This window comes from Paraburkholderia sp. SEWSISQ10-3 4 (genome assembly GCF_030464785.1).
Taxonomy (GTDB): Bacteria; Pseudomonadota; Gammaproteobacteria; order Burkholderiales; family Burkholderiaceae; genus Paraburkholderia; species Paraburkholderia aspalathi.
Genome location: NZ_JALPRI010000010.1, coordinates 62840 through 80443 on the forward strand (window position 1 = coordinate 62840; position 17604 = coordinate 80443).

Here is a 17604-nt window from a genome sequence, read left to right on the forward strand (position 1 = left end):
AGCGGGCTAATGTGCGGCTAGTGTGCGCCTATCGGGCCTTAACGTGTGCCGACGGCCGCAACGAGCGCAGCGGCAATACGGGGCAAAGGCAGGATCGCAGCGGCGGCGTCGAGCGCAGCGGCCGCCTTCGGCATGCCGTACACGGCGCAGGTCGCTTCGTCCTGCGCGATCGTGTGATAGCCCTTGGTGCGCATCGCCTTGAGCCCGATCGCGCCGTCGCGGCCCATGCCGGTCAGCAGCACACCGATCGCCCGCGCCGGCCAGCGTGCCACGACACTATGGAAAAACACGTCGACGGAAGGCCGGTAGGGCGTTTCCGCCGGCACGTTCGTGTAACCGAGTACGTTGGGCAGTTTCAGGTGTAAATGATCGTCGGTGGCGGCGAGCAGCACGATGCCCGCTTGCGGCCGGTCGCCTTCGTTGGCGATCCGCACCGGCAGCGCCGACTGCTGGTTCAGCCAATCGGCCATGCCGGCGGCGAAGGCCGCGTCGACGTGCTGGACGATGACGATTGCCGCCGGGAAGTCCTTCGGCAAGGCGGCGAGCAGGGTGGCGAGCGCCGCCGGGCCGCCTGCCGAGGCGCCGATTGCAACCAGCGGCGTGTCGCGGTTCGTCGCGGTTCTTGGCGCCGCCGCAGCTGCTGCGCCAGGCGCATTGCGTTCGGTGACCAGCGCGGCGATGCTGTCGATCTTGGCGATCAGGGTGGCGATGCTTTTGTTCGCGTCGGGACCGCTCAGCGAGGGCGTATCTACCGCATCGAGCGCGCCCGCGCCCATCGCTTCGTAGACGCGCCACGCATTCGCGCCCACGTCGACGGTGACGATCAGGATCGCGCACGGCGCCTTCGCCATGATGCGGCGCGTGGCTTCGATGCCGTCGACGTTCGGCATCACGAGGTCCATCAGCACGATGTCGGGTCGCTGCGCGGTGCAGAAATCGACCGCCTGCTGGCCGTCCTGCGCGACCCATAGCACCTCGTAGTCGTGGCGCGCAGCAAGCGCGCGGCGCAGTGCCTCGACAGCGAGCGGCAGGTCATTGACGATTCCGATTTTCATCCGTTTTACCCGTGGGTTTAACCGTAAGCTTCGCCGATCAGATCACGCACTGCATCGAGCAGTGCTTCGTCGTGGAAACTGCCTTTCGCCAGATAGTAATCCGCGCCCGCGTTCAGGCCGGCGCGGCGGTCCTCTTCGCGATCCTTGTACGAGACGATCATCACCGGCAGCGACTGCAGTTGCGGATCGCGCTTGATGAGCGTGACGAGTTCGATGCCGTCCATGCGCGGCATGTCGATGTCGGTAATCACGAGGTCGAAGTGTTCGCCGCGCACCGCGTTCCAGCCGTCCATGCCGTCGACGGCGATCGTCACGTCGTAGCCGCGTGTCGCCAGCAGTTTCCGTTCGAGCTCGCGCACGGTGAGCGAATCGTCGACCACCAGCACGCGTCGCGTGACGCGCCGGGCGGTGAGGGCCGCGCCGTGCTGCATATGTTTCAGATCGCCGCCTGCGACGAGCCTTTCGACCGAGCGCAGCCAGTCGTCGACATCCGCGATCAGCACCGGGTCGCCGTTTTCCATCAACGCGCCGGCGGTGATGTTCCTGATCTTGCCGAGGCGCGGGTCGAGCGGCTGCACGACCAGCATCCGCTCGCCGAGAAAGCGATCGACCACCACGCCGTAGGTTTCTTCACCGTCGCCGATCACGATCAGGCTGACGGTATCGCCTTCGTTGGTGGGTGGCGCGGTGTCGAGAATCTGATGCGCGGTGACGACGCCGATGCGGCGGCCGTCGAAGGCGATGTGCTGATGGCCTTCAAGCAATTCGATATCCGCGCGGCTCACGTGTAGCGTGCGGTTCACATGTGCGAGCGGTACGGCGTACGGCTCGCCCGCGACTTCGACGAGCAGGCTGCGAATCACCGAGAGCGTGAGCGGCAACTGCAACTGCACGCGCGTGCCGACGCCGGGTTCGTGCGTGATGCGCACCGTGCCGCGCACGCGCTTGACGACGTCGTGCACCGCGTCGAGTCCGACGCCACGGCCCGACACCTCGGTGACCTGATCGCGCAGCGAGAAGCCGGGCAGCAAGAGGAATTCGAGCAGTTCGGTTTCAGACAGACGTGCGGCCGTTTCCGCACTCGCCAGTTTCTTGCGAACGATCGACGTGCGCAGTGCGTCGAGATCGATGCCCGCGCCGTCGTCGGAGACGCTGATGAGCAGGGCGCCGGCCGTGTGACGTGCGTCGAGCGTGAGCGTGCCTTCTTCGGGCTTGCCGCGCGCGAGACGGACCGCAGGCGCTTCGATGCCGTGGTCGATCGCGTTGCGCAGCATGTGGCCGAGCGGCGCTTCGAGCAGATCGAGAATGTCGCGGTCGACCTGAGTCGATTCGCCGATCAGTTGCCAGCGCACCTTCTTGCCGAGCGAACGCGCGACGTCGCGCACCATGCGCGCGAGGCCGCTGGTGCCATCGCCGAAGGGGCGCATGCGGCATTGCAGTGCGGCGTCGTACAGTTGCTGCGATAGATGGGTCGAGCGACGGTCGAAGCTTTCCAGATCGGCCAGGCGCTCGGCGAGCAGATGCTGCGATTCTGCTGTGAGGCGGCGCAGTTCTTCGAGCGCGGCGTGCGCGCGCGGGTCGAGCTCCAGGTCGGCGAGTGTTTCATGCAACTGATCCAGCGCGCGCGTGCCGTCACGTTGGACGCGTTTGACGCGCAGCATCGATTGCGCGAAGGGTTTGAGCCAGCGCGATTCGACTAGTGATTCGCCGGATAGGGAGAGCAGGCGGTCGAGATTGTCGGCGCGTACGCGGAGCATGCGGCCGGGGTCTGTTGTTGTGGCGCTTGATTCGTGCGAGATGGATGTAATGGCGCTTGCAGGAACGGCCGGTGAGGCGCTTGCAGGCGCGGACTGGATTGTAGAGGCGAGGGTGGACCCATTTGCAGTCGTGCTGGCTGATGCGGTTGGCGCAGGCGTCGCTTCCGCGCGCAGGGCGCTGGCTAGCAGATTGAATGCGGCGTCGGGGTCAGCGTCATGGTCGGCGTCGGCCGATGCGTTTTGCGGTTTGGTGGCTACGCTGCGAGCAGATGCAGAACCATCGACGCTAGCAGGAGCAGCCGGTGGCGCAGCGTCCCTTCGCATTGCCGCGCCGTGGGGCACCACATCCACCATCCGCGCTTGCAACGACGCGACGCACGCGCTGACCGCATCACGCGCCGATTCATCCTCGTCATTACCGATGCGCGCAACGATATCGACCCCGCGCAACAACTCATCAATCCAGGCGGCATCGAGCAACGCGCGTCCTTCCTGCGCCGCGACGAAGCAATCCTCCATCGCGTGCGCGAGTTCGACCCCAACCTGCACACCAACGATACGCGCCGCACCCTTCAACGAATGAGCCGCACGCATGCAGGCCTCGAGCGCGGCGGCATCGCTCGGCGCGCGATCGAGCGTGAGCAGGCCGTCGTTGAGAACGCGTGCCTGGGTCCGCGCTTCTTCGCGGAAGAGATCGATCAGCGACGGGCGGCGCGGGTCGTCCGTCATCCGAGACTCCGGTTCAAAGTGTCGAACAATGCGTCGGCGTCGAGCAGGCCGACCGTCATGCCGCGCCACGGAGCCACGGCGCGCGTATGGGCAGCGGCGGCGTGCGAGAGCGTCGCGGGCGGTGGGCAAAAGGTGGAGATCGCGATCCGATGCACGCCGTCGACCTGATCGACGGGAAACACCGCGTGCTCTTCTGCGCGCGAGACCACCAGCAAACGCGGCAGATCGTGACGGGCTTTATCGTCGCCTGCAGTGGTGTCGGTTTCGAAACCCAGCAGATGCGCGAGCGACACGCACACCAGCAAGTCACCTTGCACGTTCACGACGCCCAGCACCGCACGATGCTGCCGATGCGGCAACGTATGAATCGGCCGCGTCTGCACGATGCGCTTGAAGATTGGCGTGGGCAGCGCGAGCCATTCACCACCGATACGGAAGATGAGGAACGATTCACTCGCGTCTTGCTGATCATGTCGCTGCAATCGCGCCGGCGTGTCAGCGTCATTCAGCGAGAGATCCACAAGCGGAATCGGACGCTCCAGCAATTTGGCCGCGGCCGCTTCGAACACGGGGCAATTCAGACAGCGCACGTATTCGACCAGCCGCTCGCACGACGAATCGCCGCGCACGCCGATGCGGTTCCAGCAATCGTCGAAGGTCACCGTGCGTTCTTCAACCACGTTGCGCTCCCTGTGCGCGCGACGCGCGGTCCATCAACAGACGCGCGCCGTTGCGATCGCCTTCAAGCTCGAGCAGCGTCGCCAGATGCGCGAGCGCCTCGGCGTGCTGCGGGTCGAGGTAGAGCGCCTTGCGATACTGGCCGCGAGCGAGGTTCGTATCGCCGCTGGCGTCGGCGAGCACACCGAGCAGGTAGAACGCGTCGGCGTGCGGCGCGTGCTGTTCCAGATAGACGTTGATCGCGTTCGCGGCTTCCGTCAGACGACCTGCGTCGGCTAGCGCGTGCGCCGCTTGCAGCGTGTCGCGTGCGGCGTTGGTCGGCGAGGTGACGGGCGATGACGCAAACTCGTGCGACGGCGACGGGGCTTTGGACGTCGTAGGCGTGTGTTGCGAAATACCGCTTAAAGACGTGCGCTGTGAAGTGTCATTCGACAGCACGTTTTGAGAAATACCCGTCAATGACGCGCGTTGAGAGATTCCATCGGACGGCGTGAGCGGCGACTTTGCATTTAACGGCGTCTGCGACAAACCACCATTGAACGGCGTGCGCGCAACCGGATCGGGCCACGCAAAAGGCTCGGCAGAAAACACTTGCAACGGCGCGAGCGCGGGCACTGGCGAATGCGTCATTGCGAGTGCAGCGGCGGTGGCGAGCGGCGCGGTATGCCAGCTGTTCATCTGCGCTTCAGCAGGCATCGCGCGGTGGAATGCGAACGCCAGAGGAATCTTCGCCGACTGCATGCCATAACGCATCAACAGCCCGGTTTCCGCAGGGCCGACGAACAGCGTGCCGTTTTCAGCCAGCACGCTGTTGAGCGCATGCAGGGCCTTCTGCTGTGCGTCGCGGTCGAAGTAAATCAGCACGTTGCGGCAGAACACGAAGTCGTAGACGCCGAGCGCCGCGGCATCGAGTTGCATCAGGTTCGCGCGCGAAAACCGGACCGCATCGACGATGCGCGGCGCGAGACGCCAGCCGTCTTCGGTGCGCGCGAAGTGGGCGTCGCGGAACGGGAACGCATTGCCGCGAAACGAGTTGCGGCTGTACACGGCGCGCTGCGCGAGAGCCAGCGAGCGCTCACTGATATCCATTGCATCGATGCGCATGTGCGTCGCATCGATGCCGGCGTCGAGCAGCGTCATGGCGATCGTGTACGGCTCTTCGCCGGTGGAGCAGGGCAGACTCAGAATTCGCAGCGGCAGTGCGGTGCCGCGCTCATCGAGGCGTTCGTGCGCGAGACGCGCGAGCGCTCTGAACGCGTCGGCGTCGCGATAGAACCACGTTTCCGGCACCACCACCGTTTCGACCAGCGCCTGCACCATCGAAGGCGACGCGTACGTGGCTTCCCAGTAATCGGCGAGCGTGGCGTCGGCGTGACCGTCCGCGCACCAGGCCGCGGCGCGCTGATCGACCGCGCGCTCGATCGACTGATGACCGAGCGACGCCGCATCGAGCCCGATGGTTCGATGCAGCAAGTCGGCGAAGCGTCGATAGAGCGGCGCGTTGTCGTGATGCGCGTTCATGCGTGCGCCTCGGGAAACAGCAGGGCTTTGACGTCGTCGGGCAGCAGATGCTCCACGCGAATCCATTGCACCAGACCGCCTGCTTCGCTCGCCACCGGCCCCAGATAGCGCGCGTTCGGCATGTCGATGCCGGCGTCATGAAACGCGTCGGCGTCCAGACGGATGGTGCGCGTGGCGCCTTCGAGCAGGAGCGCGAGCAGGCGCACCGTGCCCGCATGCGGATAACGCACCAGCACGACGCGTGTCGACATCAACTGCGCGGCGGGGCGGCCCAGCGCGAGCGCCGGCAGATCGATCACCGGCAGCGGCGCGCCCTCGTGCTCGAGTACGCCCGCGACCCACGACGGCGCGCCGGGGATCGTCTTCGGCGGCGACTGCGGCGTGAGCGGCATCAGACGCTCCACCTGCGTCGCGTCGATCACGTAGCGTTCGTTATCGAGCGTGAAGAGGATGAAGAGCATCGGCGTGGGCTGGGGCTGTAGAAGAGGCGTATGGGTGGATCGGCGTCGGCGTGCTTCAGTGAGCCCGCCGCGACGCGTCAGGCCACCACCTTGAAGCGCGATACGCCGGTGCGCAGACTATTGGCGACGTGCGTCAGATCGTCGATGGCCTGGGTCGACTGCCGCAGCGATTCCGCCGTCTGCTGTGCGGCCTCTGAGAGCTGCGTCAGCGCCTGGGTAATCTGCTCGGCGCCAGTGGCTTGCGTCTGCATGCCTTCGTTGACCATCGAGAAGCGCGGCGCGAGTTGCTGCACTTGCTGGATGATCTGCGTGAGATGGCCGCCGACGTTCTGCACATCGAGCATGCCGCGCCGGACTTCTTCGGAGAACTTGTCCATGCCCATCACGCCCGCGGCCACTGCCGACTGAATCTCCTTAACCATCTGTTCGATGTCGTAGGTCGCGACGGCGGTTTGATCGGCGAGGCGGCGAATCTCGGTTGCCACGACCGCGAAGCCGCGGCCGTACTCGCCGGCCTTCTCTGCTTCGATCGCCGCGTTGAGCGAGAGCAGATTCGTCTGATCCGCGACCTTGGTGATGGTGGCGACGACCTGGTTGATATTGCTGGCCTTCTCGTTGAGGATCGCGAGCTTCGCGTTGACTGAGCCGGCCGCTTCCATCACGAGGCGCATGGTGTCTTCCATGCGCGCGAGACCGGCGTGGCCGGTGCCGGCGAGTGCGGCCGATTGGCCTGCTACTTCGGAGACTTCGTTCATCGTGCGCAGCAGGTCACGCGAGGTCGCGAAGATTTCGCGCGACGTGGCGCCGATCTCAGTGGTAGTTGCCGCAGTTTCGTTCGCGGTGGCCTGCTGTTCGCGCGATGTTGCCGCGATCTCCGTCACCGACGTGGTGACCTGAACCGCCGATTTCTGCGCCTGGCCGACCAGCGCGGTGAGCTCGTCGGTCATGCGGTTAAAGCCCGCTTCCAGCGCGCCGATTTCATCCGCGCGATTCAGCTGCAGACGTTGCGTGAGGTCGCCCGTGCGCATGACGTCGACGACTTGCAGCACCTTCGCCATCGGCGTGGTGACCGCGCGCAGCAGCCAGTAGCCGGCCAGCACGGCGGCGATGGCGGCAACCAGCAGCATGACTAGCAGCACGACACGGGTCGCCTCAACCGAGCTGCGGATGTTTTCGGCGGCTTTGTCGGCGTCGGCCTTGTTGTTCTCGACCAGCTTGCGCGCCGAGACTCGGCCCGCTTCCCAGATCGGCGTGAGTTGCGTGTTGAAGAGGTGCGCGGCGTTCTCTTTCGAACTCGGCAAGACGTTCAACAGGGATGCCTGGATCGGCAGGTACTGTGCGTGTTGCTGGCGAAAGTCGTTGAAGAACTCGCGATCGTTGTCGCGGAAGATGGTCGCGCCGTAGTCGCCGAGGAGCTTCTGAAGCGTTTGCTCGGTGTCCTGCAAAGCTGCGGTGTCGCGCTTGACGGACTCGGGGTCCGTATCAACGTAAATGAGACGCTGCGTGACGGTGTAGTTCTCGAACCAGGCCGCGCGCATCGCAGTCGCGTAGTAGAGGCCGGGCATCGAGTCTTCCTGCTGACTCTTCGCGTCGCGATCGATTCCGCTGAGTTGCTCGAAAGTGACGATTGCCATTGCCAGCATCACGATCAGCACGATCCCGAAGCTGCACAGAATCCGTTGCCGGATGGTCCATTGTTTCACGCGCACGCCCCTTAACTTTTTTGCTTGGGCTCGACGCCCGATGTCGACTTGTGGGTCTCGGGTTCGAAGGATCGGAAAGCTTTGCGGACGTCGGATTTGTCCGACGGGTCATGCGGCGAATTTTACATTGATCGTGGGAATGGATGGCGGTCGATGAGGCGGTTGCCCAGCCACGCGTTACACCCGTAATGGCCGGTTACCAACTGCAGCATCTATTTCTGCGCGCGCCATACACAATCTGTTCCATGCCTGAACGGCGGGAGAGAAACATGAAAAAGATTGCGGTGGCGTTGTTGATGGTGGGGAGCCTGAGCGTGGCGGGTCAAGCGTCGGCGCATGGCAATGGCGGCGATGTGGTCGGTGCGCTGATCGGCGGCGCCGTGCTGGGCGCGGTGGTGACGTCCGTGTTGAATCCGGCGCCCGTGGTCGCTTACCAGCAGCCGGTCTATGCGCAACCGGTGTATGCGCAGCCGGTGTATCAGCCGGCGCCTGTGTACGCGGGGCCGCCGCCGGGATACTGCTATGACCAGTACCAGCGTGCGTATGTCGCGTGCGGTGCGCCGCCGCCCGCACAGTATGGGTATCCGCAACAGCCTCAACAGGGCTGGTAAAGGACGTGAGCAGACACGCGCAGCTTTGATGCTCGCGCGTTAGAGAGAGAAAAAGGCCGTCGCAGGGTGCGACGGCCTTTTCTTGTTGGGTATCTCTGCTCAGTGCTTGTGATGCAACCACTCCGCATAATGCGTGTCGAGCCAGCGTTCGAGGCGCTCCGGCTTCGTCTTTTCGTGATAGTGGGACGCGGCCCAGATCGCCACTCCGACCACCAGCATCACCAGGGGTCCCAGCAAATAAGCCATTAACGGTTCAGACATGGGAGCCTCCGTCCCGATGTGCATCGATGTTTTAGTTTAGTCGATGAACGGCGAGAAAAAAGGTCGCTTTAAACGGTTGGCTGTCGGCGCGGCGGGATTGACGTGAACGGGCTTGTGGGGTGTGGTGTTGGGGGGATTGAGAACCTAGTGAGGGAGGTGGTTTTCTTTTTCTGGGTGGGCATTTGCGTCTTGCCCTTCTTTCTCTGTGTACCAAAAGTGTGCTGTTGGCCACGGGCGAGGAGGGTTGCGGCGGGTGGCTGACGCCCGCGGCGTTTACAGCGCCGGACGCATTTAGCTTGTCACGCCTTGCCGGTTGCTCTCGATCTGGGCGTCGACAAAATCTGCCCATAGTTGCAACGTCCGACGCCGTTCTGCGGCGTGTTCAGCGGGATGGCCTCCGTCCGGGGCGTCTTTGACGGCATGCGCCAGCGCATTCTCAATCACGTCCGCAGACTGTCCCATCTCGCGCAAGTGGGTCGCGGCGGTGCGTCGAAAGTCATGTAGGACGAAATGCTCGACGTCGAGCCCGAGCGATTTGACGGCTTGATTGAGCGTGCTCTTCGCGATCGGCCGGTCGTCGCCCCTGACGCTCGGGAATACGAAATTCCGGCTGGTTTTCGTGTCCTGAAGCTCGCGAAGCAGAGCCACCGCCTGGTGCGAGAGATGCACCACGTGCTTGCGGTCCTTATTCATCCGCTCAGCGGGGATCGTCCATCGTGCTGCGTCGAGGTTGAATTCGGACCAGGCCGCTTCGACGAGGTCCGATTTCCGCACCATCGTCAGCACCAGCAGGTGCAAAGCCAGTTTCAGCGGACGTCGAATGTTCGATGCGTAGATCGCCCGGAGCGTGGCGCCGATTTCGTCCGGATCGAGTACGCGGGTACGGCTGTCCGGCGTTGCGATGAAGCGTGCCGGGATGAGTTCTGCCGGATTGGTCGTAGCGAGTTGCCGGGCGATCAGGTATTCGTAGAGCCGCTTGACGGCGTTGCGCGTGTGCAATGCCATTTTGGGCGAGCCGCGGCTTTTGATCTGGTCGCAGATCGCGCGGATGTCGTCGTCCGTCACGGCTTTGATCGGTTTGGCGCCGATGGCGGGCAGGACGTCCTTTTCGAGCGCGCGCCGCGTGGTGCGCTGATATTCCGCCGACTTGCCGGCCATCTCCGTCGCGAGATAGAGCTCGGCGCCTTCGCGCAGTACCTCTGCCTTGCTTTCCGCACCGCGGTCGCGACGTGCCGTCGCCACTGGCGAGACGCCGCTCGCGACCATCTCCGCGTACTTCTGCGCCTTGGCGCGCGCGACCCGCAGCGAAATCATCCGGTAATCGCCGATCGTGACGAGCGGCTGGCGCTTGCCGTTCAGTGAATAGCGGAAGCGCCAGACCTTGGTGCCCGTCGTCATGATTTCGATGACGAGGCCGTTGCCGTCTGCGACGCAATATCGGGTGGCGCGCGGTTCGAGCGCGCGGATCTGCGTTTCGGTGAGGGGGGCGGCTAGTTTTGGCATGGCGGATCGTTTGATGCACGGACAGCCGGGATTTTAAACCGGTTGTCTTTTGTGTACCAAAGAAATGTGGGGGTTTGGGTCAACACAAGGTATTTGACGCCTGTCCTGATGGCTACTCGGAAAGCATGACAGGTAAGCCTTTTGTCCGAAATCTGCCGACCCGTCTTACTTGCCGATACAAAACCGGCTGAAAATCACTCCGAGCAGGTCATCCGAGCTAAATTCACCGGTGATCGAGTTCAGTTGATCCTGCGCGAGACGCAGTTCTTCGGCGAACAGATCGAGCGCTTGGGAATTCTGATCGGCGTGCGCCGCAGCGGTCGCCAGATGCTCCTGGGCCGCGCGCAGCGCAATCAGATGCCGCTCACGCGCGAGGTAGACGCTCTCCGCGCCCGCCTGCCAGCCGGCGATGCGCAGCAATTCCTCACGCAGCAGCGCAACGCCATCGCCCCGTTTCGCCGACAGCCCCACTTCGCTGAGCTCGAGATCCGCGTCGAGCGGTGTCACCGACGGCGCGAGCCCCGTCAGGTCCGTCTTGTTCAGCACGCGCACCACCGGTACACCGCTCGGGAACCGCGCAGCGATCGTTTCGTCTTCGGCGGTCATGCCGGTGCGTGCATCGAGCAGATGCAGCACGACGTCCGCGCGTTCGATCTCGCTCCACGTGCGCGCGATGCCGATCTTTTCCACTTCGTCTTCGGTATCGCGCAGACCGGCTGTATCTATCACATGCAGCGGAATACCTTCGATCTGGATGGTCTGCGCGACCTTGTCGCGCGTCGTGCCGGCGATCGGCGTGACGATGGCCAACTCCGCGCCGGCCAGCGCGTTCAGCAGCGACGACTTGCCGACGTTCGGCTGCCCCGCCAGCACCACTGACAAACCCTCGCGCAGCAACGCGCCTTGGCGCGCTTCGCTCAGCACGTGCACGAGGCGCTCGCGAATCCGCGCGAGCTTGCCGCGGGCGTCGGCGGCTTCGAGAAAGTCGATTTCTTCTTCCGGGAAATCGAGCGTCGCTTCGACCAGCATCCGCAGCGTGATGACCTCTTCGACCAACGCGTGGATGTCGCGCGAAAACGCACCGTCGAGCGAGCGGCCCGCCGAGCGCGCGGCGGCTTCGGTGCTGGCCTCGATCAGATCGGCGACGGCTTCCGCTTGCGCCAGATCCAGCTTGTCGTTGAGAAACGCGCGTCGCGTGAATTCGCCCGGCTCAGCCAGACGCAGACCGAACCCACGACCGGCGTCGATGCACCGCTGCAGCACCAGTTGCAGCACGACCGGACCGCCATGACCCTGCAACTCGAGCACGTGTTCGCCGGTGTAGGAGTGCGGCGCGGGAAAGTACAGGGCGATGCCGCGATCGAGCGCGCTGCCGGTGTCATCGAGGAACGGCACATAGCTCGCATGGCGCGGCGCGAGTGCCTGGCCGGTGAGCGCTTGCATCAACGGCTGCGCAGCGGCTTCACCGGCACGGCCGAACGAAATCCGCACGACTCCGATTCCGCCTCGGCCGGGAGCGGTGGCAATGGCGACGATCGGATCGGAATCGGTGGCGAGCATGGGAGCGAGGCTGTCAGAAGGGATTGAATGCGCACGAGTAAGCGCCGGGCATTGTAACGCGGGGGCATCCACCGGCTCTGGACTCGGGCCCGATTCCTAAGGCGGCATGAGCCGCATAAGACAAATAAGGATTTATCTCACACAAGCTAAGATAGCTTAAGACGCATTTGCGACTCGCTGACGCGTCAAAGTGCCTAAAACGCACGCCACACAAGGAAAAGACGGAATTCTATAAAATCGTGAAACGCGTTATTAGCTGCCGATTTCAGGCTAAAAATAGCTTATTTAAGCAATAAAATTGCGTGTTTGGTTGTCCACTGATAATGCGCCGAATTGCACAATCGGGCCCATGCCGACCTCCAAAGAAAAAGCAGCTTTCGCCAAACGGCTGAAAGACTCACTCCCCAAAGATATTAAGGGTGGGACCGATTTAGCCAGGGAATTCAATCTGCTTTATAGCAGTGGCCCTGCTGTCTCACCACAAACCGCGCACAAATGGCTCGCGGGTACGACGATCCCAAAGCGCGACAAGTTGCAGGTTCTAGCGACGTGGCTGCAGAAGGACGTTCACTGGCTGCACTACGGGCCGACGCCCTCCGGCAAGGCTAAGCCGCTTGCCCGTGGCGAGAAGTATCCGATAACGCCGGAAACGATCGAGCTTGTCACGAAGATGGCTAACCGCTTCGTGGGTTTGTCGCCGAGGCAGCGCAATCTGGTGGAAGAACTGATGACGGAGTTTGACGGCGGCACGCAACAGGACGCCGACGCCACGCCTGAAGACGCATCGACATCGACAACGACATCGAAAGATAAGGGCCAATCGGCCGAGTGATAAAAAAAGCCGCCCGGCGCAAACCGGGCGGCTTTTTTACAGCTAACTTCTGCCTATCAGTCAGCGGGCGCTACCACCACCCGCCTCAAGCAAGACATCAATCAAGCCGCTTTCGTCTTCGCCTGCCCCATCATCCGCGTGATGTAGTACTGCTGGGCGATCGACAGCACGTTATTCACCACGTAATACAGCACCAGACCGGCCGGGAAGAAGAAGAACATGACCGAGAACGCGATCGGCATGAACATCATCATCTTGGCTTGAACCGGGTCCGGCGGCGTCGGGTTCAGCTTGGTCTGCAGGAACATCGAGACGGCCATCAGCACCGGCAGGATGAAGAACGGATCCTGCTGCGACAGATCGTGAATCCAGAGAATCCACGGCGCGCCGCGCATTTCAACCGACGACAGCAGCACCCAGTACAGCGAGATGAACACCGGAATCTGAATCACGACCGGCAGACAGCCGCCGAACGGATTGACCTTCTCGGTCTTGTACAGCTCCATCAGCGCCGAGTTCATCTTCTGCGGATCGCCCTTGAAGCGTTCGCGCAGGGCTTGCATGCGCGGCGTGATCGCCTTCATGCGCGCCATCGACTTGTAGCTCGCGGCCGACAGCGGGAAGAACACGGCCTTGATCAGCAGCGTGAGCAGCACGATCGACCAGCCCCAGTTGCCGACATAGCTATGGATCTTCTCGAGCAGCCAGAACAGCGGCTTGGCGATGATCGTGACCCAGCCGTAGTCCTTCACCAGTTCCAGACCCGGCGCGATGCCTTCGAGCATGCGCTCTTCTTCCGGACCGGCGAACAGGCGCGCGGACACATCAACCGATTGGCCCGGGGCGATGGTCGCCACCGGTTGCTTCACGCCAACGCGATACAGCGTCGGATCGATCTTTTCGACGTAGATGTCGCGCTTCGCACCTTGCTGCGGAATCCACGCCGACGCGAAGTAATGCTGCACCATCGCGATCCAGCCGTTGTCGGCCGAATTGACGAAGTCTTCCTTGTTCTTGTCGATGTCGCTGAACGTCATCTTCTGGAAGTGGTGCTGGTCGGTGTAGACAGCCGGTCCGATGAACGTGTGCGAGAAGCGCGGCGTTTCCACCGGCGTATCGTCGCGCACCAGTTCCATATAGACCGACGGCGTGACCGGCGCGGTCCCGACGTTCTCGATCTTCGTGTCAACGCCGATCACATAGCTGCCGCGCGTGAACGTGTAGGTCTTAATGACCTTCACGCCACCCTTGACCGGCGACTCGAGGCTGAGCTGGAACGACTTGGCGTCGCCCGTCAGATCGTGCGGCTGGTTCGGCACCGGCGTGAAGACGTCGGTGTGGTTCGGGAAATCGCCGCCGAGCAGACCGGTGCGCGCCAGATACGTATGGTTCGCGGTACGGTCGAACAGCGTGATGACCAGATCGGGCTGCTTGCCGTCGCCTTGCTTGACGAGCGACAGCTTCGACAGCGTGCCGCCGCGGGTGTCGATCTCGCCGTTATAGACGTCGGTGCTGAAGCTGATCAGCTGGCCCTGAGCCGCGGCAGCCGGCGCAGTGCCCGGCGCAGCAGCAGTGGTGGCCGGCAGATCGGCGGATTGGGTTCCCGGCGTCGTGGTTCCCGGTGCGGCGCTACCGACGGTCTTGGTCGGGTTGGCGCTCGGGAAGAACATCGACGGGCGTCCGTGGTCGCGTTGCCAGTTGTCGAACAGCATGACCGCTGACATGAAAAAGATGACCCATAGGACGGTGCGTTTGATATCCATGCGTTGTCTCAGTGTCGATGGAACGGCGCGTCAGCGCTTTTCAGAAGTGGGAGGCGGGACGAGATCGATGCCGCCCGCGGAAAACGGGTGGCAGCGGCAAATACGCCTGGCGGCGAGATAAGTCCCGCGCGCGGCGCCATGATACTGGATTGCTTCGCGCGCGTAATCAGAGCAGGAAGGGTAAAAACGGCACCGGTTGCCGAGCATGGGGCTGACGGCAACCTTGTAGAAACGCAATAAAGCGATGAGTACCGTTTGCATGACTGGTGCGGCCTAACGGCGCCGCGCAACGTGGAGTACCGGGCGACGCCCGCGCAGCCTGGCTGCCCGACTTACTTTGGCGGCCTGTACTGCAAAGCGGGCAGTCACTTGAGCGTCATTCCGTCTTGGGCGCTTCCGCGGGCGGCGCCTCGCGACGGACAATTTCGCGCGCTGCTTTATCGAGCAGCGTCTCTATTTCGCTGCGGCACAGCGCCCTCAACGGCGACGACGAGGCGCTCGGCAAAGCTTTCTTGTCGAAGCGCGTGTGCAGACGCAACAGCACATCCCAACCGCCGAATTCCGCGCGACGCAGCCGGAAGGCTTCACGCGCGAGTCGACGTACCAGATTACGCGTGGCCGCGCGCGGCGCATACTTCTTGCCGATCACGAGACCTAAGCGAGCGTCGTTACCGGTGGGCCGGCCGTACACCACGAAGTGCGCGGTGCGGCGCCACGGGCGCAAACGAAAAACGGATGAAAATTCATCCGTTTTCAGTAGCCTTGCGGCTTTGGGGAAGGCGGCTTGCGCTCGCAACGGAATCGAGCCCAGTTGCGGCGCCCCAGCCGCTCCCGCTTCACCGCGGGCTTCGCCTGTAGGCACAGACAGAGCGCGCAATCCGCTCGCCAACCTTAGATGGCGAGGCGCTTGCGGCCCTTCGCGCGACGTGCGTTGATGACCTTGCGGCCACCTGCGGTCTTCATGCGAACGCGGAAGCCGTGGGTGCGCTTGCGACGGGTAACGGAAGGTTGGTAAGTACGTTTCATGTTGCTCTCACTTGATCGACTGATCGAAAATTAACCGCACGATCATCGCTGAAGCGGCAATGGCCGGAGGTTTACAGAATTGGTTTTCGCGGAACCCGCTATTTAAACCGGTTTTCTTTTGGCCGTCAATAGTTTAGCCTGCTTCGGCCTGACCCCAAGAGGAGTTCGCCAGATGATCCGTCCCTGTGGATAACTCCCTTTCGCCGACGATTTGGCGTTAGAATCTCGCCTTACTTCCCAAAAATTCTGCACGCCGCTCCGGCTCGCTTGCCCCGCAAACCCTTGTGGCACAAGCGCCTGGAGCCATTACGCCTGGTTCGGCCTGACTGCTCAGGGCCTTGTTGCGTACGCGCGACAGGGGCAGCGGCGAACCGCCGTGCACATCATAACGACAGCAACTCGATGAACGATTTCTGGCAACACTGTTCCGCATTGCTGGAGCGCGAGCTAACGCCCCAGCAGTACGTGACGTGGATCAAACCGTTGGCCCCGGTCGCCTTCGACGCCGCTGCGAACACGCTTAGCATCGCTGCGCCGAACCGCTTCAAGCTCGACTGGGTCAAGAGCCAGTTCTCCGGCCGCATCGCGGATATGGCCCGCGATTTCTGGCACGCTCCGGTCGACGTGCAGTTTGTGCTGGACCCGAAAGCAGGCATGCGCGCCCCAGCGGCGACGTCGTCGCCGGCTCCGTCGCGTCCGTCTTCCGCGCCTGGCGCAATGGGCGGCGGCCATTCGGCTGGTGCAAACGGCGGTGGGGCCGCCGTGGACGCAGCCGTCGGCGCCGTACAAGCGTCGCAGGCCGCGCGCGCCAACGGCGCGAACAGCGCGATGGCGACCCTCAACGCGAATGCACGCGCTGCGGCGGACCACAGCGCGAACGCACGAGCGGTCGCTGAAGATGCCGCCGATCTCGATCTCCCCAGCCTCGACGCGAACGAAGCCGCGGCTGCCCGCCGCACATGGCGCCCGGGCCAAAGCGCGAGCTCGAACGGCAATGGCGACAACGACTCGATGTACGAGCGTTCGAAGCTCAACCCCGTGCTGACCTTCGACAACTTCGTGACCGGTAAGGCCAACCAGTTGGCGCGCGCCGCGGCGATTCAGGTCGCGGACAACCCCGGCATCTCGTACAACCCGCTGTTTCTGTACGGCGGCGTGGGTCTCGGCAAGACCCACCTGATCCACGCGATCGGCAACCAGCTTCTAATGGACAAGGCCGGCGCGCGGATTCGCTACATCCACGCGGAACAATATGTGTCCGACGTGGTGAAGGCCTACCAGCGCAAGGCGTTCGACGACTTCAAGCGCTACTACCACTCGCTCGACCTGCTGCTGATCGACGATATTCAATTTTTCTCAGGCAAGTCGCGCACACAAGAGGAATTCTTCTACGCGTTCGAGGCGCTGGTCGCGAACAAGGCGCAGGTGATCATCACCAGCGACACGTATCCGAAGGAAATCTCCGGCATCGACGACCGCCTGATCTCGCGTTTCGACTCCGGCCTGACGGTGGCGATCGAGCCGCCGGAGCTGGAAATGCGCGTCGCGATTCTGATGCGCAAGGCGCAATCGGAGTTCGTGAGCCTGAATGAAGACGTGGCGTTCTTCGTCGCCAAGCATCTGCGCTCGAACGTGCGTGAACTGGAAGGCGCGCTGCGCAAGATCCTCGCGTATTCGAAGTTCCACGGCCGCGAAATCACGATTGAAGTGACGAAAGAAGCGCTGAAAGACCTGCTGACGGTGCAAAACCGGCAGATTTCGGTGGAAAACATCCAGAAGACCACGGCTGACTTCTACAGCATCAAGGTCGCGGACATGTATTCGAAGAAGCGTCCGGCGAACATTGCGCGGCCGCGGCAGATCGCGATGTATCTGGCGAAGGAGCTGACCCAGAAGAGTTTGCCGGAAATCGGCGAACTGTTTGGCGGGCGCGACCACACCACGGTGCTGCACGCGGTGCGCAAGATTGCCGCCGAGCGCGGCACGGACGCGCAGCTGAACCACGAACTGCACGTGCTGGAGCAAACGCTGAAAGGTTAAGCAGGTTGGATGGGAAATTCGACCTGTTTATTTCCAAACTCGCCCCCATTTTAGTGGAGCGGTTCCGTTTTCAGGCACAATACAGGTTTAACCGCCCGGCGGCC

Annotated in this window: 16 protein-coding genes; 3 read left to right on the forward strand and 13 right to left on the reverse strand. The window is 63.1% G+C overall.

From position 1 onward, the window contains the following. Positions 1-38 precede the first annotated feature (38 nt). From M0D68_RS19870 to M0D68_RS19895, 6 genes are all read right to left on the reverse strand, one after another. Complete coding sequence (locus M0D68_RS19870) at positions 39-1055, reverse strand: chemotaxis response regulator protein-glutamate methylesterase (RefSeq protein ID WP_266225077.1); 1017 nt, start codon at positions 1053-1055, stop codon at positions 39-41. Positions 1056-1072: 17 nt separating this feature from the next. Further along, a complete protein-coding gene (locus M0D68_RS19875; RefSeq protein WP_266225078.1) occupies positions 1073-3541 on the reverse strand; it encodes a hybrid sensor histidine kinase/response regulator in 2469 nt (822 codons plus the stop codon). Next, the gene (locus M0D68_RS19880) at positions 3538-4221 is read right to left on the reverse strand and encodes a chemotaxis protein CheW (protein WP_211706317.1); all 684 of its coding nucleotides are present in this window, start codon (positions 4219-4221) and stop codon (positions 3538-3540) included. The genes M0D68_RS19875 and M0D68_RS19880 overlap by 4 nt, the downstream gene beginning before the upstream one ends. Beyond that, a complete protein-coding gene (locus M0D68_RS19885) occupies positions 4214-5740 on the reverse strand; it encodes a protein-glutamate O-methyltransferase CheR (protein WP_266225080.1) in 1527 nt (508 codons plus the stop codon). The genes M0D68_RS19880 and M0D68_RS19885 overlap by 8 nt, the downstream gene beginning before the upstream one ends. Further along, complete coding sequence (locus tag M0D68_RS19890) at positions 5737-6201, reverse strand: chemotaxis protein CheW (protein WP_200575693.1); 465 nt, start codon at positions 6199-6201, stop codon at positions 5737-5739. The genes M0D68_RS19885 and M0D68_RS19890 overlap by 4 nt, the downstream gene beginning before the upstream one ends. 77 nt (positions 6202-6278) lie before the next feature. Continuing rightward, positions 6279-7904, reverse strand: coding sequence for a methyl-accepting chemotaxis protein (locus tag M0D68_RS19895; protein WP_054037179.1), 1626 nt, complete (start codon positions 7902-7904; stop codon positions 6279-6281). Positions 7905-8173: 269 nt separating this feature from the next. On the opposite strand from M0D68_RS19895, the gene M0D68_RS19900 reads away from it, so the two are divergent. Then, a complete protein-coding gene (locus tag M0D68_RS19900; protein ID WP_054037047.1) occupies positions 8174-8515 on the forward strand; it encodes a hypothetical protein in 342 nt (113 codons plus the stop codon). Positions 8516-8614: 99 nt separating this feature from the next. Here M0D68_RS19900 and M0D68_RS19905 read toward each other — a convergent pair whose 3' ends face one another. The 3 genes from M0D68_RS19905 to mnmE all read right to left on the reverse strand — a co-directional run bounded on the left by M0D68_RS19905 (position 8615) and on the right by mnmE (position 11839). Then, positions 8615-8776 carry a hypothetical protein gene (locus tag M0D68_RS19905; RefSeq protein ID WP_167378375.1) on the reverse strand — a complete coding sequence of 54 codons (162 nt, stop codon included), beginning with the start codon at positions 8774-8776 and terminating at the stop codon, positions 8615-8617. Between the two features lie 291 nt (positions 8777-9067). Then, the gene (locus M0D68_RS19910) at positions 9068-10279 is read right to left on the reverse strand and encodes a tyrosine-type recombinase/integrase (protein WP_266225081.1); all 1212 of its coding nucleotides are present in this window, start codon (positions 10277-10279) and stop codon (positions 9068-9070) included. A gap of 165 nt (positions 10280-10444) precedes the next feature. Further along, positions 10445-11839 carry a tRNA uridine-5-carboxymethylaminomethyl(34) synthesis GTPase MnmE gene (gene mnmE / locus M0D68_RS19915; protein WP_266225083.1) on the reverse strand — a complete coding sequence of 465 codons (1395 nt, stop codon included), beginning with the start codon at positions 11837-11839 and terminating at the stop codon, positions 10445-10447. A 349-nt stretch (positions 11840-12188) separates the two neighbouring features. Between mnmE and M0D68_RS19920 the strand changes: the two genes are divergently transcribed. Then, complete coding sequence (locus M0D68_RS19920; RefSeq protein WP_266225084.1) at positions 12189-12671, forward strand: XRE family transcriptional regulator; 483 nt, start codon at positions 12189-12191, stop codon at positions 12669-12671. Positions 12672-12772: 101 nt separating this feature from the next. Here the strand turns inward: M0D68_RS19920 and yidC are convergent, their stop codons facing one another. From yidC to rpmH, 4 genes are all read right to left on the reverse strand, one after another. After that, the gene (gene yidC, locus M0D68_RS19925) at positions 12773-14434 is read right to left on the reverse strand and encodes a membrane protein insertase YidC (protein WP_093634554.1); all 1662 of its coding nucleotides are present in this window, start codon (positions 14432-14434) and stop codon (positions 12773-12775) included. Positions 14435-14464: 30 nt separating this feature from the next. Next, complete coding sequence (gene yidD, locus M0D68_RS19930; RefSeq protein ID WP_007180115.1) at positions 14465-14695, reverse strand: membrane protein insertion efficiency factor YidD; 231 nt, start codon at positions 14693-14695, stop codon at positions 14465-14467. 115 nt (positions 14696-14810) lie between these two features. Beyond that, positions 14811-15311, reverse strand: coding sequence for a ribonuclease P protein component (rnpA, locus tag M0D68_RS19935; protein ID WP_154558787.1), 501 nt, complete (start codon positions 15309-15311; stop codon positions 14811-14813). Positions 15312-15325: 14 nt separating this feature from the next. Next, positions 15326-15460: a 50S ribosomal protein L34 gene (gene rpmH / locus M0D68_RS19940; protein ID WP_004198824.1), complete on the reverse strand. Its 135-nt coding sequence runs from the start codon at positions 15458-15460 to the stop codon at positions 15326-15328. Positions 15461-15862: 402 nt separating this feature from the next. Here rpmH and dnaA point away from each other — a divergent pair, with 402 nt between their 5' ends. After that, the gene (gene dnaA / locus M0D68_RS19945; protein WP_266225086.1) at positions 15863-17500 is read left to right on the forward strand and encodes a chromosomal replication initiator protein DnaA; all 1638 of its coding nucleotides are present in this window, start codon (positions 15863-15865) and stop codon (positions 17498-17500) included. The last annotated feature ends 104 nt before the right edge of the window (positions 17501-17604 follow it).

Excerpts from the sequence above, each read along its gene's own strand:
- M0D68_RS19870 (WP_266225077.1), bottom strand. The coding sequence starts at position 1,055 with ATGAAAATCGGAATCGTCAATGACCTGCCGCTCGCTGTCGAGGCACTG.
- M0D68_RS19875 (WP_266225078.1), bottom strand. The coding sequence starts at position 3,541 with ATGACGGACGACCCGCGCCGCCCGTCGCTGATCGATCTCTTCCGCGAA.
- M0D68_RS19885 (WP_266225080.1), bottom strand. The coding sequence starts at position 5,740 with ATGAACGCGCATCACGACAACGCGCCGCTCTATCGACGCTTCGCCGAC.
- M0D68_RS19890 (WP_200575693.1), bottom strand. The coding sequence starts at position 6,201 with ATGCTCTTCATCCTCTTCACGCTCGATAACGAACGCTACGTGATCGAC.
- M0D68_RS19900 (WP_054037047.1), top strand. The coding sequence starts at position 8,174 with ATGAAAAAGATTGCGGTGGCGTTGTTGATGGTGGGGAGCCTGAGCGTG.
- M0D68_RS19905 (WP_167378375.1), bottom strand. The coding sequence starts at position 8,776 with ATGTCTGAACCGTTAATGGCTTATTTGCTGGGACCCCTGGTGATGCTG.
- M0D68_RS19910 (WP_266225081.1), bottom strand. The coding sequence starts at position 10,279 with ATGCCAAAACTAGCCGCCCCCCTCACCGAAACGCAGATCCGCGCGCTC.
- mnmE (WP_266225083.1), bottom strand. The coding sequence starts at position 11,839 with ATGCTCGCCACCGATTCCGATCCGATCGTCGCCATTGCCACCGCTCCC.
- M0D68_RS19920 (WP_266225084.1), top strand. The coding sequence starts at position 12,189 with ATGCCGACCTCCAAAGAAAAAGCAGCTTTCGCCAAACGGCTGAAAGAC.
- yidC (WP_093634554.1), bottom strand. The coding sequence starts at position 14,434 with ATGGATATCAAACGCACCGTCCTATGGGTCATCTTTTTCATGTCAGCG.
- yidD (WP_007180115.1), bottom strand. The coding sequence starts at position 14,695 with ATGCAAACGGTACTCATCGCTTTATTGCGTTTCTACAAGGTTGCCGTC.
- rpmH (WP_004198824.1), bottom strand. The coding sequence starts at position 15,460 with ATGAAACGTACTTACCAACCTTCCGTTACCCGTCGCAAGCGCACCCAC.
- dnaA (WP_266225086.1), top strand. The coding sequence starts at position 15,863 with ATGAACGATTTCTGGCAACACTGTTCCGCATTGCTGGAGCGCGAGCTA.